The organism is Rhizobium leguminosarum bv. viciae, from assembly GCF_012276115.1.
Taxonomy (GTDB): domain Bacteria; phylum Pseudomonadota; class Alphaproteobacteria; order Rhizobiales; family Rhizobiaceae; genus Rhizobium; species Rhizobium leguminosarum_T.
The window spans coordinates 119628-134912 of the sequence record NZ_WIEU01000015.1; the positions used below are offsets into that span (position 1 = coordinate 119628).

The following is a 15285-nucleotide window of genomic DNA, read 5'->3' on the forward strand; positions in this document are numbered from 1 at the left end:
AGATTAAGCTTCCTCCCCCGATCGCCCGATTACCGTTTGTTCCTGCGTGATCCGGCAAACCCGGCGCTCATGCGCCTCCTCGAAGCCGCGCAGGGGGCCATACACTGGTGGCACGGGTACAGGTCGTTTCGGGGTAGATCGACGGCGGCCCTGGCCCCGTCATCTCTCCGATAGATCGACTGAGATTACCTCGACAACCTTGTTACCGGACAGCGTAGCGGTGACCGCAAGGGCCTTCGAGTTGGCCTGTTCGATCAGGCCCAGAAAATTGACTGCCTTGCCTGCTATCCTTTTCGCAAAGGCTTTCCGCAGAACTGCCCCTGTCTTTCGATGGATGACCTTGACCCGTGGATTGGCTCCATTGGCCAGGAGATAAAAGCCAGTGTGGGAACCATTTTCGAACATGTATTGGTCTGCGAGTTGAGTCTGTATCTTGTCGATCAGGATGTCACCAGTCCAATGAGGCTCTTCGGCCATTTTGATTTCTACAGAGATTAGCCCGAGCTCCGCATTTCGTGAGTGAATTCTCAGATCTGGCCGGTTCTCGACCGCGACTTCCTGCTCACGGATGACCTCGTAATGCTGCGCTCCAATTTCGCGCATCCTACCCGATAGCCAGTTCCGAATATCGTCTTCCTTGCCTCGTCCGCTTCTGAAGAGGAAGCCTTCGTCGTCGTCGAAATGATGCAGCTTCTCTAGGAGCGCCACTAGGTGGCGCTTTACCAGCGCTCGGAATTCCTCGATCGAAGTCGGTGTCTTGGAGAATGAATTCAGGAAAGCGATGGCCTCGCTGGCCGGGAGCAGGTCACGCCGAACAGATGTTCTGACCAGCTTGTCCCTTTGGTACAGGAACGTGTCGCGATGCCGTCTCAAATCGGGGTCAACTGCGAGTGCGTCGAGGGATGCCAGCGCTTGCTCAGATCCAAGGGCGGTCAGAGCATTTAAGAAATATGAGCGCTTTGACGTTGCTTTGTCCGCAATATCCGGTGAATAGGCATCTTCGTGGACGGGATCATTGGCCGGCGGCCATACAAGGTAAGTTGCTTTTGCCAGAGCGCGCAACACCGCGGCATCGGTGGCTAGATTGTCGCGCTCTGCATCGCGCTCCTCCGCTCTGGAATACGAAGGCGATTCCCGTCCTATAAATCTCAAGAAAAGCGCTTTGCTTGAAGGGCTCCAATAGTAACCGAATGCCGTCGTCCACCCAGCCCAAGCAGAGGCGGGCTCCACGCAAAAGAGCGCGTCGAGCCATATCCATGCGTCCGACATCCTGAAGCTCGACACGGCAGCGGTAAAGTTTTGCTGCAAGAAGGGTGTCAGGACCGTTGGGCTGACTGCAGAAGAGCGCGCGACGAGGTTCACGGCAATTTCAAGATCGCGCCTATTTTCTGGCAAGCCAGAGGTAAGCAAGAGTTGAAACAGCGGCGGGGCAATCAGTTCACGGATATCACTGCTGGAATAAGCGATCCTGCTGAAGCCATCCGACGTGGACTCCTTATCGCCGCCACTCCCTATGTCCTCTTCAAGAATACCGGTCGCGACACCCGTGAAAAGCTGGCGCTTCAGAAGGGCAAGCGGAAGTAACCAGTCCGGAAAACTGTTCAAGTTAGCAAAGCCGTACCGGAAAGCCCGTTCAACAAGATGATCAGGAAGTTGCGCCAGCGCTTCTGGAGCTTCGAGTGCGAGACCTGTTAGTCCGACCCATGCCTGGTAGGTATCGCGATCGGCATAGGAAATATCATTGTCCCTCCAGTAGCGCTTGAAGCCCGCAGCGAAAAGTTTGGCGATCCACTCTCCGTGGCGAGCCCTCATGCCGTCTACAACGCTTGTCCCGAGGTCGTTGGAGCTTCTATGAACGGCCCATATAAGCATACCCTTCTCCAGACCACTCGACAGCCGTCGCCACCGCCGCAGGAAAACGAACGTGTTGTAGACCCTCCAAAAGCCGCTAGAGAATGTCTCGATATGTGAACGTGCCCATCGGCGTATCGTATATTGGTGACTGTGCCGGAATCGGCTCGCGAACCGCCAAAGCGGAGCTAGTCTCCCATACGCTCGTTTGAGATCGCGTCCCCCGTACCGGCGGGCATATCGTCTCAAGATCAATCGTGCCTCGTCGCGCTCGGATTGCGACCGAATTTGATCCGCCAGTTGGCGCGCGCACGTAAATGCCAGCTCCCTTTCCCTGCTAGTCGGGCGATTCGCCATGAGATCAGCAAGCCTTCGAATATCTTCGGCCGTGAAGATCTCGTAGCCATCACCGCTTCTACCCAATTTGAGCGGATCTATTGCCTGATGGGCAATCCAGTATTCGTTCTTCTCATTTTGCGAGAAAAGCGCCATCCGCATGGTAATCAGATCATGTTTGAGATCCGGGAGGGCTCTCAATGTGCGCGCCAGTGCTGGAAGCCCGGTCTCCCGCGGGGAGTAGTCCGGGTTTTTGGCGATTGAAAAGGCAAATTCCAGCGCTTCCAGAAGTAGGGATCGCGGGATCCCGGCGGGGTCCTTTCCGAGGAGAGTATTGATGCAATGACATATTGCTTGTCCAAGAGCCATAAAGCGAGGGATGCGTGCCGGCATCATGTCGCGGTTCAGGTCGCGCTGGCCTTTGGCGAACCGGAGAAATATCTGCAGCCAGTTGCCAATCTCCGGAACGGTTAGCCGCTCGACAAACTCTTCCAAGTAGTGAGACGTCGCGGAGGCGTAATTTCTGGCTTCACGGCGCAAGCGATCAGTCAGCGCGATCCCGTCCAAGATGGGTACGCCCGCCGGCATTGTATAAGATAAGGCACTCGCGACAAACAGATTCCATGAAGGGGCGCTTTGCGTATCCTCATGCTCGGGTGCATCAGCCAGGAGAGCTGCATCCATCACGGCCTGCGCGAAAGTCGTGTCGTTGAGGTCAGACAGGGCAAAGCATGCTTCCGCTCTCACCCGAAGTTTTTCGCCCTGATCGCAAGCGATCGTCCCCAGCTCGGGAACCAACGTCGACATCCCGCCAAACCGGATCATCTCGATCAGCAACTCGCGAACCTCGGGGGAGGCCGCGATCGCAAGCTGCTCTCGTATTGCTGTGGCCAGGTCCGGCGTGACAAAATCACGGACATCCTGGTTTGAAAACCACTCTCCCCGGTAAGTTCGATCTTCATATGCGGCGACATGTGACCGGATAGCCTGCGACTTCTCCTCCACCGTCAACGCGGTTGGATCACCCGTTTCGATCAACAGGGAAGGGCGAAGCTCCGTCACCCGATTTCGAGCGATCCGATCGAGCGCGGCAAGCCATCCAAAGACGTGCTCGGTGGATTGAGGAATTTCGATGTTACCAAATCCCTGGGCCAAAAGCGGTTTCACGACATCGAGTGAACCTGCATCTCGACTGATCGCGTCGCGGAAGTGACATGCTGCAAGATAATCACGCAACTCATTATGGGCAAAGCGCACGCGGCCGGAAACAGAAGGCTGAAAGATGCCGTAGGAGAGGAGTTGGCGCACTTCGACCACGGACCAGCGTTCGGTGTCCGTGGACAGCGCGGATAGTGCATTGATCGCGTGCGGTGTCGACGGATCTATGGTGAAGTCCTGGATGTCGGTCAGAAGTGAAACGGCAGCAAGCTTCTCACATGCGCGTCGCCCGAGAAGGGGATCAAGGTTTGATCGGCGCTCTTGGCCGCTCTCTGTGCGCAGACGAAATCCCACGATGTCGTCATAGACCCGCAATCTTGAACGGAAGATGCTCGTCGGCTCACGGCCATTGTCGATGGCTTCCTGCCAAAGATCGATCAGGAGCTGCGCGTCGAGCGGTTGGGAGACCAGATTGGCCGCCTTCGCTTTATCGATTGCCCCGACAAACTCTGCAGCATCGATGTTCCTGCTGGCAGCGATGGCCTTAACATCGTCGGCTCGAAGAGGCAGGAGGCGGAAGGTCTTGACCTCAATCGGACGGTCTTCGGCGGTGGGCGGTCTGAGGCCTCTGATCACAGCTTTGATGGCTTGGAGGTCGCTGTCGCCCTGCCATTCGCTGGCTCTTGATGTGATGATGACCTTCAGTTCCTTGCCGGCCTTGCCTACGGAAGCCGAGAGCTTGGTCAATGCGTCAGCAAGTGCGCTGGTGTTGCGCGCGTCCGGCAAACGGGCCTCGTCCAATGCATCCAGCAAGGCGACTGCGGGGCCTCCCCGACTCTTCCACTTCGCGTGGGCTGAGGCGGCGCCTTCATCAGAATGGGAAAAGGACTGTTCCGGCGGCAGTCGAAGAAGTGCCTCGATTCGAAGCACGAAAGCAGGGGTCCCAGACGCGCGAAGCTGCTTTGCAAGCTCTAGAAGCTCCCGCGTTTTTCCTGCACCTGCGGAGCCGAGCACGATAGCACAATCCAGCTCTGTAAGCTTGGCCCAGGAACACCCTTCATCCCGCGATTTTAGGTTTGCCATAGTCATGGCGCTGCTAAGCTCACTCGGATGCACAGTGCTGATCTCCGCAAGGCGTCGATCAAGTTTGACGTATTCGTACTCAACCAAGGTAGCCCCCTCAACCCGCCGCCTTTTTAAACCTAGAATAGCGGTCACCGGTTGAAAATGGCCATATTTACGAGCATCCGACTTTTACAGTGTTCATTCAGCGATCCCCATCATGGACTAGCTTTTGCCAGCCCCACGCACCAAGCATTGGAAGTTACTGTCTCGTCTTATGCCGAGCCCTCAACGGTCTAGTCGGTGCGCGGCACGCAACCTTTGCGGTTAGGCTGGTAGGATCGCAACAGTTTAATCGACTTGACGAAAGTCCAATGCAGCGTTGTCCTCCACATTTGCCTTTTGCCGGTGGTATAGGGCTTAGCGCGACAGCCCTAGTTGTCGCAAAGAGAACGCAGAGCTTGCGCGATCCGCGTCCGCTTTCAGGAAAAGCAGGGCACCGCTTACAACCGAAATGTGGGCGCATCGCCGCCCGGCAGCATTCGCTCGGTCGGTGGTGTCTCTGACCGCATTTCTGCTAAAGCTCGGAAGCAAATCGCCCGCGATGTCACCAACTGCGGAAGTGTGAAGGGCGCAACGGGCTGATGGGCCTCTCGCTCATCAGGCCTCTTGTCTTGAAGGAGGAGCGCTAGGATGAGCACCGACCTGAATACCGTGCGGTCCTATGATAGGGTCGCGGCGGAGTACGCTGCCGAGGCCGCGGCGATGCCCGAATGGGTCGCGACAGAGATCGATGCGTTCGTGACCGAGCTGGGCGGCTCGGGCAGGGTGCTGGAGATCGGAAGCGGTGGCGGGCGAGATGCACTTGAGCTTGAGAAGCGGGGAATGAGCGTCCGGCGCACCGACATTGCAAAGGGTTTCGTCGAACTGCTTCGCGAAAGTGGCTTCGAAGCCGACCTGTTGGACCCGCTGACCGATGACTTGGCCGACCCGCAGCGTCCCGGCACGCCGTATGACGGGATCTGGGCCTGTGCCTGCCTGATTCATGTCGCGCGCGAGGATTTCGGCACGGTGCTTGGACGGCTTGCCGAGGCGACCCGGCCCGGTGGCCGATTGCACGCCTCGGTGAGAGAGGGCGAAGGAGAGGATGTGTCCACACACGGCAGTGCTGCAGCGCCCCGGCGCTACGTCGAGACGTACTGGCGCGAGGCTGCCCTGCGGTCCGCCCTCACAGACGCCGGCTGGATCGTCAGCGAGGTACGTCGGTGCGTCGGAAAGCCCCATGATCGGTGGCTGAGCGTTCGGGCGAGTCGGGCGTGACGCACATAGAACTTGCGGGAGGGGCCGTCATTTCTTTGGCGAAGCGTTCCCAGGTAGAGCGTCTTCTCACCAGATCGAAGTCCATGATAAGCGGCGCCTATGGGAATCAAGAACTATCTGATCGAAGGCGGTTCCGGGACTGGGAAAACGTCTGTCGCTACCGAACTGGAGCGGCGGGGCTACCATGTCGTCCATGGTGACCGGGTCTTGGCCTATGTCGGCGATCCCGAGACGGGCCAGGCACTCGCAGGACCACCCGAAGGCGCCGACCGCATCGTTTGGGGATACGCCCACTGGATCTGGCGTGTCGACAAGGTCCGCGCTATTGCTGCCGACACCACCCATCCTGTCACTTTCTTCTGTGGCGGCTCGCGCAATTTCCACAAATTCCTGGACCTTTTCGATAAGGTTTTCGTGCTCGACATAGACGTTGAGACCTTGAACCGACGGTTGGATGGGCGGCCAAATGAGCCGGGCTTCGAGCCGGCCGAGCGGGCGCTGGTGCTCCGCTATCATCATACCCGGGAATATCTTCCCATCGGCATCAATATCGACACGACGGGTACCGTCCCAAGTGTCGTCGACGATATCCTCGCTCAACTCACCGATGAGATCGGCGGCTCCGCTCAAGCCCGTTTCGTCAATGGAAACCGGTCGCGAAGCAGCCGCAGCACCGATTCCGAAGGGATCGGTGGGCCGAAAAGGTAGCTCTGGCCGTAGTTGCAGCCCATCTTGGCGAGTTCGATGGCGTCCTCGTTGGACTCGATCCCCTCGGCCACCACCTTCATGTCGAGCTCGCGCGCCATTGCGATCACCGACCGGAGCACGGTCGCCTTCTTGTCGCTGCTGTCGCGCACCAGGGCCTTGTCGAGCTTGATCGTGTCGAAGGGGAAGCGGGTGAGATAGGCGAGCGACGAATATCCGGTGCCGAAATCGTCGAGCGCCAGGCCGATGCCGGCTTCCTTCAGCTTCTGCAGCACGAGGCGAGCCTGTTCCGGATTTTCCATCACCATGGATTCCGTCAGTTCGAGCTTGAGGCGCGAGGGCTGGCAATGCGTCTTGGCGAGAACCGAACGCACGTCGTCGTAGAGCTCGTTGTTGAGCAGCTGCACGCTCGACAGGTTGATCGAGACGAAGATCGGCAATTCGCCGGTCTGGTGCTGCCAGCTCATCAGATCGTTGGTCGCCTGTTCCAGTGCGAACATGCCGAGCGGGCCGATAAGATCCGAGGCCTCGGCGATCGGAATGAACTCGGATGGCGGGATATTGCCGCGTTTGGGATGTTCCCAGCGCATCAGCGCCTCGAAGCCGGCGACCTCGACATCCTCCAGCCTTGCGATCGGCTGGTAGACCATCGACAATTCCTTGCGCTCGATGGCGCGGCGGAGATCCGTTTCCAGCTGCAGCCGGTCGGTGCCGAAGTCGCGGAAGGCCGGCTGGAACGGCTCGACGCGGTTGCCGCCGGCCCGTTTTGCCCGGTACATAGCAAGCTCGGCATCGCTGAGCAGGCCGGTGGCGCTCTCCTGCCGGTCCACCCAGGAGGCAAGCCCGACCGAGGCCGTCAGGATGATCTCGCGATTGGCGAAGTTGATCGGCACCATGATCGCCTTGCTGATCGCATCGGCAAAATCGGCGACCTTGGCCGGATTGTGCTCGGAAACCAGGATGAGGCCGAACTGGTCGCCGGCAAGCCGCGCCAGCGTGTCCTGCGGTTTTAGAAGCCGGCGCAGGCGCCGCGTCAGCGCGATGAGAATGTTGTCGCCGGCGGCAACGCCCAGCGAATCATTGACCAGCTTGTAGCGGTCGATATCGATCACCATCACCGTCGGGCGCAGCGTATCGCCGCCCGGCGCCAGTGCCAGCACCGACTGCAGCCGGTCGAGGAAGACCTGCCGGTTCGGCAGGCCGGTCAGATTGTCGTGCAGCGCATCGTGCAGCAGCCGCTCGACGGAATTCTTCTGCTCGGTCACGTCGACGATCGTGCCGACGCAGCGGATGATCTCGCCGTTCGAGCCGAGCACCGGCCGGGCCCGGATCAACAGCCAGTGGAAATGCCCGTCCTCGGCGCGGATGCGGAACTCGTGGTTCAGCCGCCCGCGGCGGTGTTCGAGCAGCACGTCGAGCGTGGCGCGGAAGCGGTCGCGGTCGTCTGGATGCAGCCGCGGCAGCCAGTTGCGCGCCGCCCCATGCATGGCGCCCGGCGACAGGCCAAGCTTGATCGAGACGTCGGGAATGGTGACGACGCGGTCGCGCGCCACGTCCCAATCCCACACCATGTCGCCGGAGCCGGTCAGCGCCAGCGATTGCCGCTCGAGATCGGAAAACAGCCCTTGCTGGTAGGCGCCGCCGGCAAAAGCATGCTGCATGACGGTGAAGCCGATCAACAGCACGATCAGCACGAGGCCGCCACCGAGTGCCGGCTGGATGATGTCGTTGTCGAGCCGTCCGGTGACCGTCAGCCACGCGCCGAACAGCCAGACGAGCGTCAGCGCCCAGGCCGGCACCAGCAGAATGGCGCGGTCGTAGCGGTTGAAGCCGAGATAGATGATCAAGAGCAGCCCCGTCGCGGCCGTCAATGCGAAGGAAAGTCGGGCGATGCCGGCGGCGATCGACGGGTCGTAGATCGCGACGCCGAAGAGCAGGGCAAGGCCGAGCACCCAGGCAAGCGTGGCGTAGCCGAGATGCGCATGCCAGCGGTTGAGGTTGAGATAGGTGAAGAGGAAGATGACGAAACTCGAGGCCAGCGCCACCTCGGCGCAGGCGCGCCATATTCGCTGGTCGGCCGAGGCGACGCTGATCAGCTTGCCGAGAAAACCGAAATCGACGCAGATATAGCCGAGCACCGCCCAGGCGAGCGCTGCCGTCGCCGGCAGCATCGAGGTGCCCTTGACGACGAAGAGGATGGTCAGGAACACGGCGAGCAGGCCGGCAATGCCAAGCACGATGCCGCGATAGAGCGTGAAGGCGTTGATCGTGTCCTTGTAGGCGTTCGGTTCCCAGAGATAGATCTGCGGCAGTTCCGGCGTCGACAGTTCGGCAACGAAGGTGATGACGGCGCCGGGGTTCAGCGTGATGCGGAAGACGTCGGCCTCGTCGCTCGGCTGCCGATCGAGCGCGAAGCCTTCGCTCGGCGTAATCGCGCTGATGCGCTGCGAGCCGAGATCCGGCCAGAACAGCTTGGAATTGACCAGACGGAAATGCGGGGCGACGATGACGCGCTCGAGCTGTTCTTCCGAAACATTGGCAAGCGCAAACACTGCCCAGTCGCCCTGATGGTTCTCCGAGCTTGCCCTGACTTCGATGCGGCGGCGGATGCCGTCGGCGCCGGCCGCCGTCGAAACCTGGAAGGCTTCGCCCTGGCTGGCGTAGATCTCGGTCGTTGCCGTCAGATCGAGCGCGGTATCGTCACGGGAAATTTTTACCGGTTCGGCCGCCTGGGCAACATCCGCCACGAAGGCGAAGGCTGCCAGGAAAAGGGCTGCGATCACCGCGATCACTCGTCCGGACGGTGACTTGGGCAGCATGCGGTCTCTTGTCATCAGCTGTCGGTTTTCCTGCCTTTATCCGTATCGGTGGCGAGACGTGAAAACATCACATGGTCATGCCACTGACCGTTGATCTTCAAATATCCGCGCAGATAGCCTTCCTGTTGAAACCCGGCTTTTTCAAGCAGACGAATGCTGCGCGCGTTATCTGGAATACAGGCTGCTTCGATACGGTGCAACTCAAGCCCGGTGAAGATGTAAGGAATAACCATTTGAAGGGCGGCGAACATATGCCCCTGGCCGGCATGACGTTCGCCCATCCAGTAGCCGATCATGCAGCTTTGTGCCGCACCCCGTCTGATGTAGCCGATGGTGACGCCGCCGACGAGCGTCATGTCGTCTTTCAGGAAAATGAACAGCGGCACCGCCTGGCCCGAGGCATATTCCTGCTTGCCGCGGACGACGCGGGCGCGGTAGGCGCCCTCCGTCAGCTCATCGCGCCGCCAGGTCGGCTCCCAGGGTTCCAGAAATTTGCGGCTGTCGGCACGTAGCCGGTGCCACTGGTTGAAATCCTGGTAGCGCGGCAGGCGCAGGAGATATCTGTCGTTCTCCAGTTGCACCGCTTCCGGCTGCCGCTGCAGGAACCGAAAAACCGATTTTGGCATCGATCACTCCCGGCCGGACGACGTCGGCTCAGCGGCTTGCCTGCAGCGTCTTCGACGCCGGGACCGAAAGCGAGGCAGTGATGTCTTCCATCGGCGCGAGCTGTTCCAACGGACCGATCGCCGAAAGCGTCGGCACCGTATCATAGAACAGCCGGCCGGCGAGGTCGGTCAGCCGCTCGATGGTGATGCCTTCCAGCCGCTCCATCATCTCCGGATTGGAAATCGGCCGGCCGTAAAGCATCATCTGCCTGGCGATCTGGCCGGCGCGGGCAGCCGGGCTTTCCGCACCCATCAATAGCTGCGCGCGGATCTGGGCGCGGGCGCGCTCGATTTCCTTCTGGTGGATCGCATCGGCCGACTTGTGCAGCTCGTCGATGATAACGGGCACCAGTTCCGGCAGGTTTTCGCCGCCGGTTGCGGCATGAATGCCGAAGATGCCGGTGTCGGAAAAGCCCCAGTGGAAGGCATAGACCGAATAACAGAGGCCGCGGAACTCGCGCACCTCCTGGAAGAGCCTGGACGACATGCCGCCGCCAAGGATATTGGCGAGGATCTGCGAGCAGTAGAAATCGCGGGCGTGGTAGGGCTTGCCTTCGAAGCCGAGCAGGATCTGCGCGTCCATCAGGTCGCGCGGTTCGCGCACGCTGCCGCCGATATAACGCGCCGGTTCCATGACGGGCGGCGCGGAAGGGGTCGTCGGCAGGCTGGCGAAACGATCCTCGACCATGCGCAGGAATTCTTCATGCTCGACGGCGCCGGTGGCCACCACGAACATGCGGTCGGTCGTGTAGTTGCGGCCGAGATAGCCACGGATCTGCTGCGGCGTGAAGGAGACGACGGTCTCCGGTGTGCCGAGGATCGCCCGGCCGAGCGTCTGGTCGCGATAGGCAGCCTCGGAGAACCGGTCGAACACCACGTCGTCGGGCGTGTCGTTGGCGGCGTTGATCTCCTGCAGGATCACCTGCTTTTCGCGCTCCAGCTCCTCTTCCTCGAAGGCCGATTCCGTCAGGATGTCGGCGAGGATGTCGACGGCGAGCGGCACGTAGTCCTTGAGCACGCGGGCGTAATAGGAGGTCGTCTCGGTCGAGGTCGCGGCATTGACTTCGCCGCCGACATCCTCGATTTCTTCGGCAATCTGGCGGGCCGTGCGGCGCGCCGTGCCCTTGAAGGCCATGTGTTCGAGCAGGTGAGCGATGCCGTGCTCGTTATCCGTCTCGTTACGCGATCCCGATTTGATCCAGACTCCGAGCGCAACGCTTTCAAGATGCGGCATGGTCTCGGTGACTACTGTCAGCCCGGATTTCAGCCGGGTGCACTCAACTGTCATTGGCTATCTTTCTGCGCCTGCTGTCGTCTCGCCGCGGGCGTGCTTGCCGATAAAAGTCTCAACGGCTTTCAGCTCCGGTTTGATGATCTGGAAACGCTCCTCCCTTTGCATCAGATCAGCAAGCCACGTCGGAAGCGCCGGGTCAATACCGCAGGCGGATTTTACGGCGACCGGGAATTTCGCCGGATGCGCGGTCGAAAGCGTCACCATCGGCGTATTCGGCTTTTCTTTCTTGGCAGCGACGAAGACGCCGATCGCCGAATGCGGATCCAGCAGATAGCCGGTCTCGGCATGGGTCTTGCGGATCGTCTCGGCGACCTGCTTCTCACTGGCGCGCCCGGAGCGGAAGTCGCGGCGGATCGCCTTCAGCGCTTGCGCGCCGATCTCGAAGCCGTTGGATTGCTTGAGGCTTTCCATCGCCGCGCGCACCTTCGATGCGTCGCGGTCATAGGCTTCGAACAGCAGCCGTTCGAAGTTCGACGAGATCTGGATGTCCATCGACGGCGAGCTCGTCGCCTTGACCGCCTTCATGTCGTAGCGGCCGGTTTTCAGCGCCCGCGCCAGGATGTCGTTCTCGTTGGTGGCGATCACCAGCCGGTCGATCGGCAGGCCCATGCGCTTGGCGCAGTAGCCGGCGAAGATATCGCCGAAATTGCCGGTGGGCACCGTGAACGAGATCTTCCGGTCCGGCCCGCCAAGCGCCACGGCCGCCGTGAAATAATAGACGATCTGGGCCATGATGCGCGCCCAGTTGATCGAGTTGACGCCGGAAAGTCGGACCTTGTCGCGGAAGGCCACGTCGTTGAACATCGCCTTCACGAGGTTCTGGCAATCGTCGAAATTGCCCTCGACGGCAAGCGCATGCACATTGGCTGACGACGAGGTCGTCATCTGCCGCTGCTGTACCGGCGAGACCTTGCCGTGCGGGAAGAGGATGAAGATGTCGGTGCGCTCACGGCCCGCAAAAGCGTCGATCGCAGCTCCGCCGGTGTCGCCCGAGGTGGCGCCGACGATCGTCGCCCGCTCGCCGCGCTTTTCCAACGCATAGTCCATCAGCCGGGCGAGCAGCTGCATTGCCACGTCCTTGAAGGCGAGCGTCGTGCCGTGGAAGAGTTCCATGACGAAGCTGTTCGGCCCGGTCTGGACGAGCGGTGCAATAGCCGGGTGGCGGAAGGTGCCATAGGCCTCGTCGATCATCGCCCGGAAGGTGTCGTCGGGGATCTCGCCATTGGTGAAGGGCGACAGGATGGTGAAGGCGATCTCCTGATAGGTCTTGCCGCGGAGCGCACGGATCTCCTTCTTCGAAAAGCTCGGCCATTTGCGCGGAACATAGAGCCCGCCGTCGCGCGCCAGCCCGGTCAAAAGGGCGTCGCAAAAGCCGAGGGAAGGGGCCTCGCCGCGGGTCGAGATATAGTCCACGTTCATCATCCTTGATCTATCGCTGGAGGGAATCCGGCCGGGCGCGGCCCTGGTGCGGTCTGCCGCAAATCGGCAAGCGGGTGCCTTCAGGCCATACCATTGCCGTTATCTTGTTGAACTTGCCCGCATCCGGCGTCGAAAAGTGCATCAAAACGGCGCTTACCCAATCGATTTTTGTTTGCGCCGCTGATATAGACCATCGCAAACCGTCGTGAAAGGCCCCACGGAAAAGACATGGGGCCTCCAAGAAGCGCTTATACAAGGGATGGAATATGGTGCTCGGCAAGGTCTCGCGTCTCATCGTCTCCGCATCTATTCTTGCCCTGCTCGCTGGCTGCAACTCGCTCGGTATCGGCGGCGACAGCAAGCCGGCTGCGCCGGCCACCCAGCCGAGCGGTACCGCCCAGATCATGCCGCTGGCGCCGGCCAACCCGTCCTCGAACAATCCTTCGATCGGCACGGCCACGACGGCGCAGGGCACGGTCGCTCCCGTCGTCCAGGGCGCCTGCCCGCAGATCTTCATGCGTGACCAGGATGCGATCTTCCGCACCTATGCCAAGGGCAAGAAGGACGATCCGCAGCAGATCGTCTTCCAGGCCTCGGTCGGCGACTACACCCGCCAGTGCACGCTGAACGACACGAACCTGACGATGACGGTTGTTGCCCAGCTGCGCCTGATCACCGGCCCGGCCGGCACGCCAGGCCCGGTGACGCTGCCGATCCGCATCTCCGTCGTCGATGGCGAGACCGTGCTCTATTCCGAAGTCACCAAATTCCCGACCGAGATCCCGCCGGGCGCGCCGGGCACCCAGGTCATCTTCCGCAAGGACGGCATCACGATGCCGGTCGGCTCCGGCTCCCTGGTGCGCGTCAATATCGGCTTCGACACCCAGCCGGCGAAGACGAAGAAGAGCAGCTGAGTTATTCCAGGAAACGTACGAAGCAGGCCTTCTAGTTCAGAATCCGGTCAAGCTCGGTTGTACGGGATTTGGATAGGCCAGCTTTTTCTGCGAATTGTTGCCAGCCTTCGATAGCGGTGCGAACCTGATCGATGACATCTCTCGCGTCTTGATCAGAGATAGATGCTTGCCTGGAGACTGTCAGCAGGTGCTTTATATCGGGGTTTCTTCCTTCGCCTGCAATATCCACGCTGTGTTCTCCTCCTGGTCCCGAAGAGAAGGTCAGGTCGTAAGCAGGAGAGAGTATCCATCGCCCGTCAGCGTTCATGAGGAAGGCGTGGTTCTTGGCGTGGTCGTCTCGATTCCTGGCGTACACGTTGAACACCATGCGCCGAAACATCCGTAGAACTTCGGAACTGTCACGTGTCATCATGAGTGTCAGCTTGTGGAGCTGTCCGTAGTTCAGCGACGCCTGTCGATGGCTGGCGTTCAAGATGCCGCTGGCAGTGTGCATGTGCAGCCGGCCAGCCGGTGTCCGATCAAATCGCTTGGTGGCGAAAAGACGGCTCCCTTTCCTGGTGTCGAATATCCGCGTCTCTGCCATCTCCAGCCCTGCGGCGCGTGCCATCAAAGCATAGGCCTGCTCCTCGACCCCGATATCGACGGGGTCGCCAACGCCACGCGCCTTTACCATCCATCGATCAAAACCGGGCTCCATGTCCTGGCCGTAGTCCAGAGCGAATGTCTTTTGGACCTCGTTAAATCCAATCATGATTTTTGGACGTGCCCCCGCAGAACCGCCCTGCGCGCCTTGCAGAGTGTCGATGTCGGCAATATCCATCTCGGCTTGGACGAGGTCGACCTGCTCGACGAACCAATCCCAATCGATGTCGTCGGCCGGTTTCCTTTCGTCGTCAGCCAGCTCGGGGATATATGAAAGCCCACCCATTCCCGTCTTTCCAACCGCGGAAAGGCGATCCAGCGGGGTGAGCAGGTGATAGTCGATCCCAGCCTTTTGAAGACGGCGATCAAGCAGGAGGCGGCCCCATCCGTCGGGTAGGCTGTCGTTAAACAAACCGTGGAGTCCGTCGAACGGATCCCGCGGCGCCGCGATCAGGCCCGGATATTCTTTTAAATTGAAGGGGGACACCGGCAAAGGGGCAGCGAGGAATTCCGCAGAATATTCAAAATAGGCCCGGCGTTCGTCACGGCTCCAGGCAAGCGTTCCCAAATTTCTCTCGCTCCCCTCGATATCGAGAACAACGCTCATTTTTCGGATCGGCTTGAATTTCATCTCTTGCGCACCCTCTGTCTGACAGGACGGCCAATGACATCGTCAATTGTCTTGGGCGGACGCGGCGGAAACAAGTGCTCGAACTCAGCTTCGGCTTCCAGAACAAAGGCAATCTTCACAAGAGCTTCGAGCGAAATCTTTCCCGCCTCCTCGAACAGTCTTAGCGATCCGTAGGAAACGCCAGCTCTTGCGGCCAACTCCCTCTGCGTGAGGCCGACATCAATACGTCGACGCTTCATCCGTTCCGACAGGCCGCCGATCACCTCAGCGGGAGAGGTCATATTAAATGTGAACATAATAGCACTTATATCAGATATCGAACATAATTGCCAATATAATAGCAATTATCTTCAACCTCAATCGCGCGAAATCGATCGCACGGAATCCGATCGATACCTGCCGTTGGCGTAGCAGCTCGAAGTCTGTGACTCGGAGAAACCAGAATGCTCTCTGCATAGCCCGCGGATCG

The 15285-nt window shown here is 60.1% G+C and carries 10 protein-coding genes and 1 pseudogene; 3 read left to right on the plus strand and 8 right to left on the minus strand.

The window, feature by feature from the left end; all coding sequences use genetic code 11:
• Positions 1 to 159: 159 nt before the first annotated feature.
• Positions 160 to 4515 (minus strand): hypothetical protein, encoded by a 4356-nt coding sequence (locus GFM02_RS35230; protein WP_246792374.1) that lies wholly within the window; start codon positions 4513 to 4515, stop codon positions 160 to 162.
• A 585-nt stretch (positions 4516 to 5100) separates the two neighbouring features.
• On the opposite strand from GFM02_RS35230, the gene GFM02_RS23915 reads away from it, so the two are divergent.
• The gene (locus GFM02_RS23915; protein ID WP_168323000.1) at positions 5101 to 5727 is read left to right on the plus strand and encodes a class I SAM-dependent methyltransferase; all 627 of its coding nucleotides are present in this window, start codon (positions 5101 to 5103) and stop codon (positions 5725 to 5727) included.
• A 99-nt stretch (positions 5728 to 5826) separates the two neighbouring features.
• Positions 5827 to 6333: pseudogene (locus tag GFM02_RS23920) on the plus strand (nucleoside kinase); the annotation flags it as partial.
• Between the two features lie 20 nt (positions 6334 to 6353).
• Here GFM02_RS23920 and GFM02_RS23925 read toward each other — a convergent pair.
• The 5 genes from GFM02_RS23925 to GFM02_RS23945 form a co-directional block, all read right to left on the minus strand.
• Positions 6354 to 9266, minus strand: a complete 2913-nt coding sequence (locus tag GFM02_RS23925) for a sensor domain-containing phosphodiesterase (protein WP_168323001.1) — start codon at positions 9264 to 9266, stop codon at positions 6354 to 6356.
• Positions 9266 to 9877: a GNAT family N-acetyltransferase gene (locus tag GFM02_RS23930; RefSeq protein ID WP_020048815.1), complete on the minus strand. Its 612-nt coding sequence runs from the start codon at positions 9875 to 9877 to the stop codon at positions 9266 to 9268. Before GFM02_RS23930 ends, GFM02_RS23925 begins: the two co-directional genes overlap by 1 nt.
• A 28-nt stretch (positions 9878 to 9905) precedes the next feature.
• Positions 9906 to 11204 (minus strand): M16 family metallopeptidase, encoded by a 1299-nt coding sequence (locus GFM02_RS23935; protein ID WP_017963152.1) that lies wholly within the window; start codon positions 11202 to 11204, stop codon positions 9906 to 9908.
• Positions 11205 to 11207: 3 nt separating this feature from the next.
• Positions 11208 to 12632, minus strand: coding sequence for a threonine synthase (gene thrC / locus GFM02_RS23940; RefSeq protein WP_168323002.1), 1425 nt, complete (start codon positions 12630 to 12632; stop codon positions 11208 to 11210).
• A 77-nt stretch (positions 12633 to 12709) separates the two neighbouring features.
• Entirely contained in the window at positions 12710 to 12859 is a 150-nt protein-coding gene (locus GFM02_RS23945; protein ID WP_168323003.1) for a hypothetical protein, read from the minus strand.
• A 36-nt stretch (positions 12860 to 12895) separates the two neighbouring features.
• Here GFM02_RS23945 and GFM02_RS23950 point away from each other — a divergent pair, with 36 nt between their 5' ends.
• On the plus strand, positions 12896 to 13543 hold the full coding sequence (locus tag GFM02_RS23950; protein WP_205930435.1) for a hypothetical protein: 648 nt from the start codon (positions 12896 to 12898) through the stop codon (positions 13541 to 13543).
• Positions 13544 to 13574: 31 nt separating this feature from the next.
• Here the strand turns inward: GFM02_RS23950 and GFM02_RS23955 are convergent, their stop codons facing one another.
• Positions 13575 to 14816, minus strand: coding sequence for a type II toxin-antitoxin system HipA family toxin (locus tag GFM02_RS23955; protein WP_168323004.1), 1242 nt, complete (start codon positions 14814 to 14816; stop codon positions 13575 to 13577).
• Positions 14813 to 15112: a helix-turn-helix domain-containing protein gene (locus GFM02_RS23960; RefSeq protein WP_246792377.1), complete on the minus strand. Its 300-nt coding sequence runs from the start codon at positions 15110 to 15112 to the stop codon at positions 14813 to 14815. The genes GFM02_RS23955 and GFM02_RS23960 overlap by 4 nt, the downstream gene beginning before the upstream one ends.
• Positions 15113 to 15285: the final 173 nt, after the last annotated feature.

Coding starts and splice junctions, on each gene's coding strand:
- GFM02_RS23915 (WP_168323000.1), top strand. CDS start 5,101: ATGAGCACCGACCTGAATACCGTGCGGTCCTATGATAGGGTCGCGGCG.
- GFM02_RS23925 (WP_168323001.1), bottom strand. CDS start 9,266: ATGACAAGAGACCGCATGCTGCCCAAGTCACCGTCCGGACGAGTGATC.
- GFM02_RS23930 (WP_020048815.1), bottom strand. CDS start 9,877: ATGCCAAAATCGGTTTTTCGGTTCCTGCAGCGGCAGCCGGAAGCGGTG.
- GFM02_RS23935 (WP_017963152.1), bottom strand. CDS start 11,204: ATGACAGTTGAGTGCACCCGGCTGAAATCCGGGCTGACAGTAGTCACC.
- thrC (WP_168323002.1), bottom strand. CDS start 12,632: ATGATGAACGTGGACTATATCTCGACCCGCGGCGAGGCCCCTTCCCTC.
- GFM02_RS23945 (WP_168323003.1), bottom strand. CDS start 12,859: ATGTCTTTTCCGTGGGGCCTTTCACGACGGTTTGCGATGGTCTATATC.
- GFM02_RS23950 (WP_205930435.1), top strand. CDS start 12,896: ATGGTGCTCGGCAAGGTCTCGCGTCTCATCGTCTCCGCATCTATTCTT.
- GFM02_RS23955 (WP_168323004.1), bottom strand. CDS start 14,816: ATGAAATTCAAGCCGATCCGAAAAATGAGCGTTGTTCTCGATATCGAG.
- GFM02_RS23960 (WP_246792377.1), bottom strand. CDS start 15,112: ATGTTCACATTTAATATGACCTCTCCCGCTGAGGTGATCGGCGGCCTG.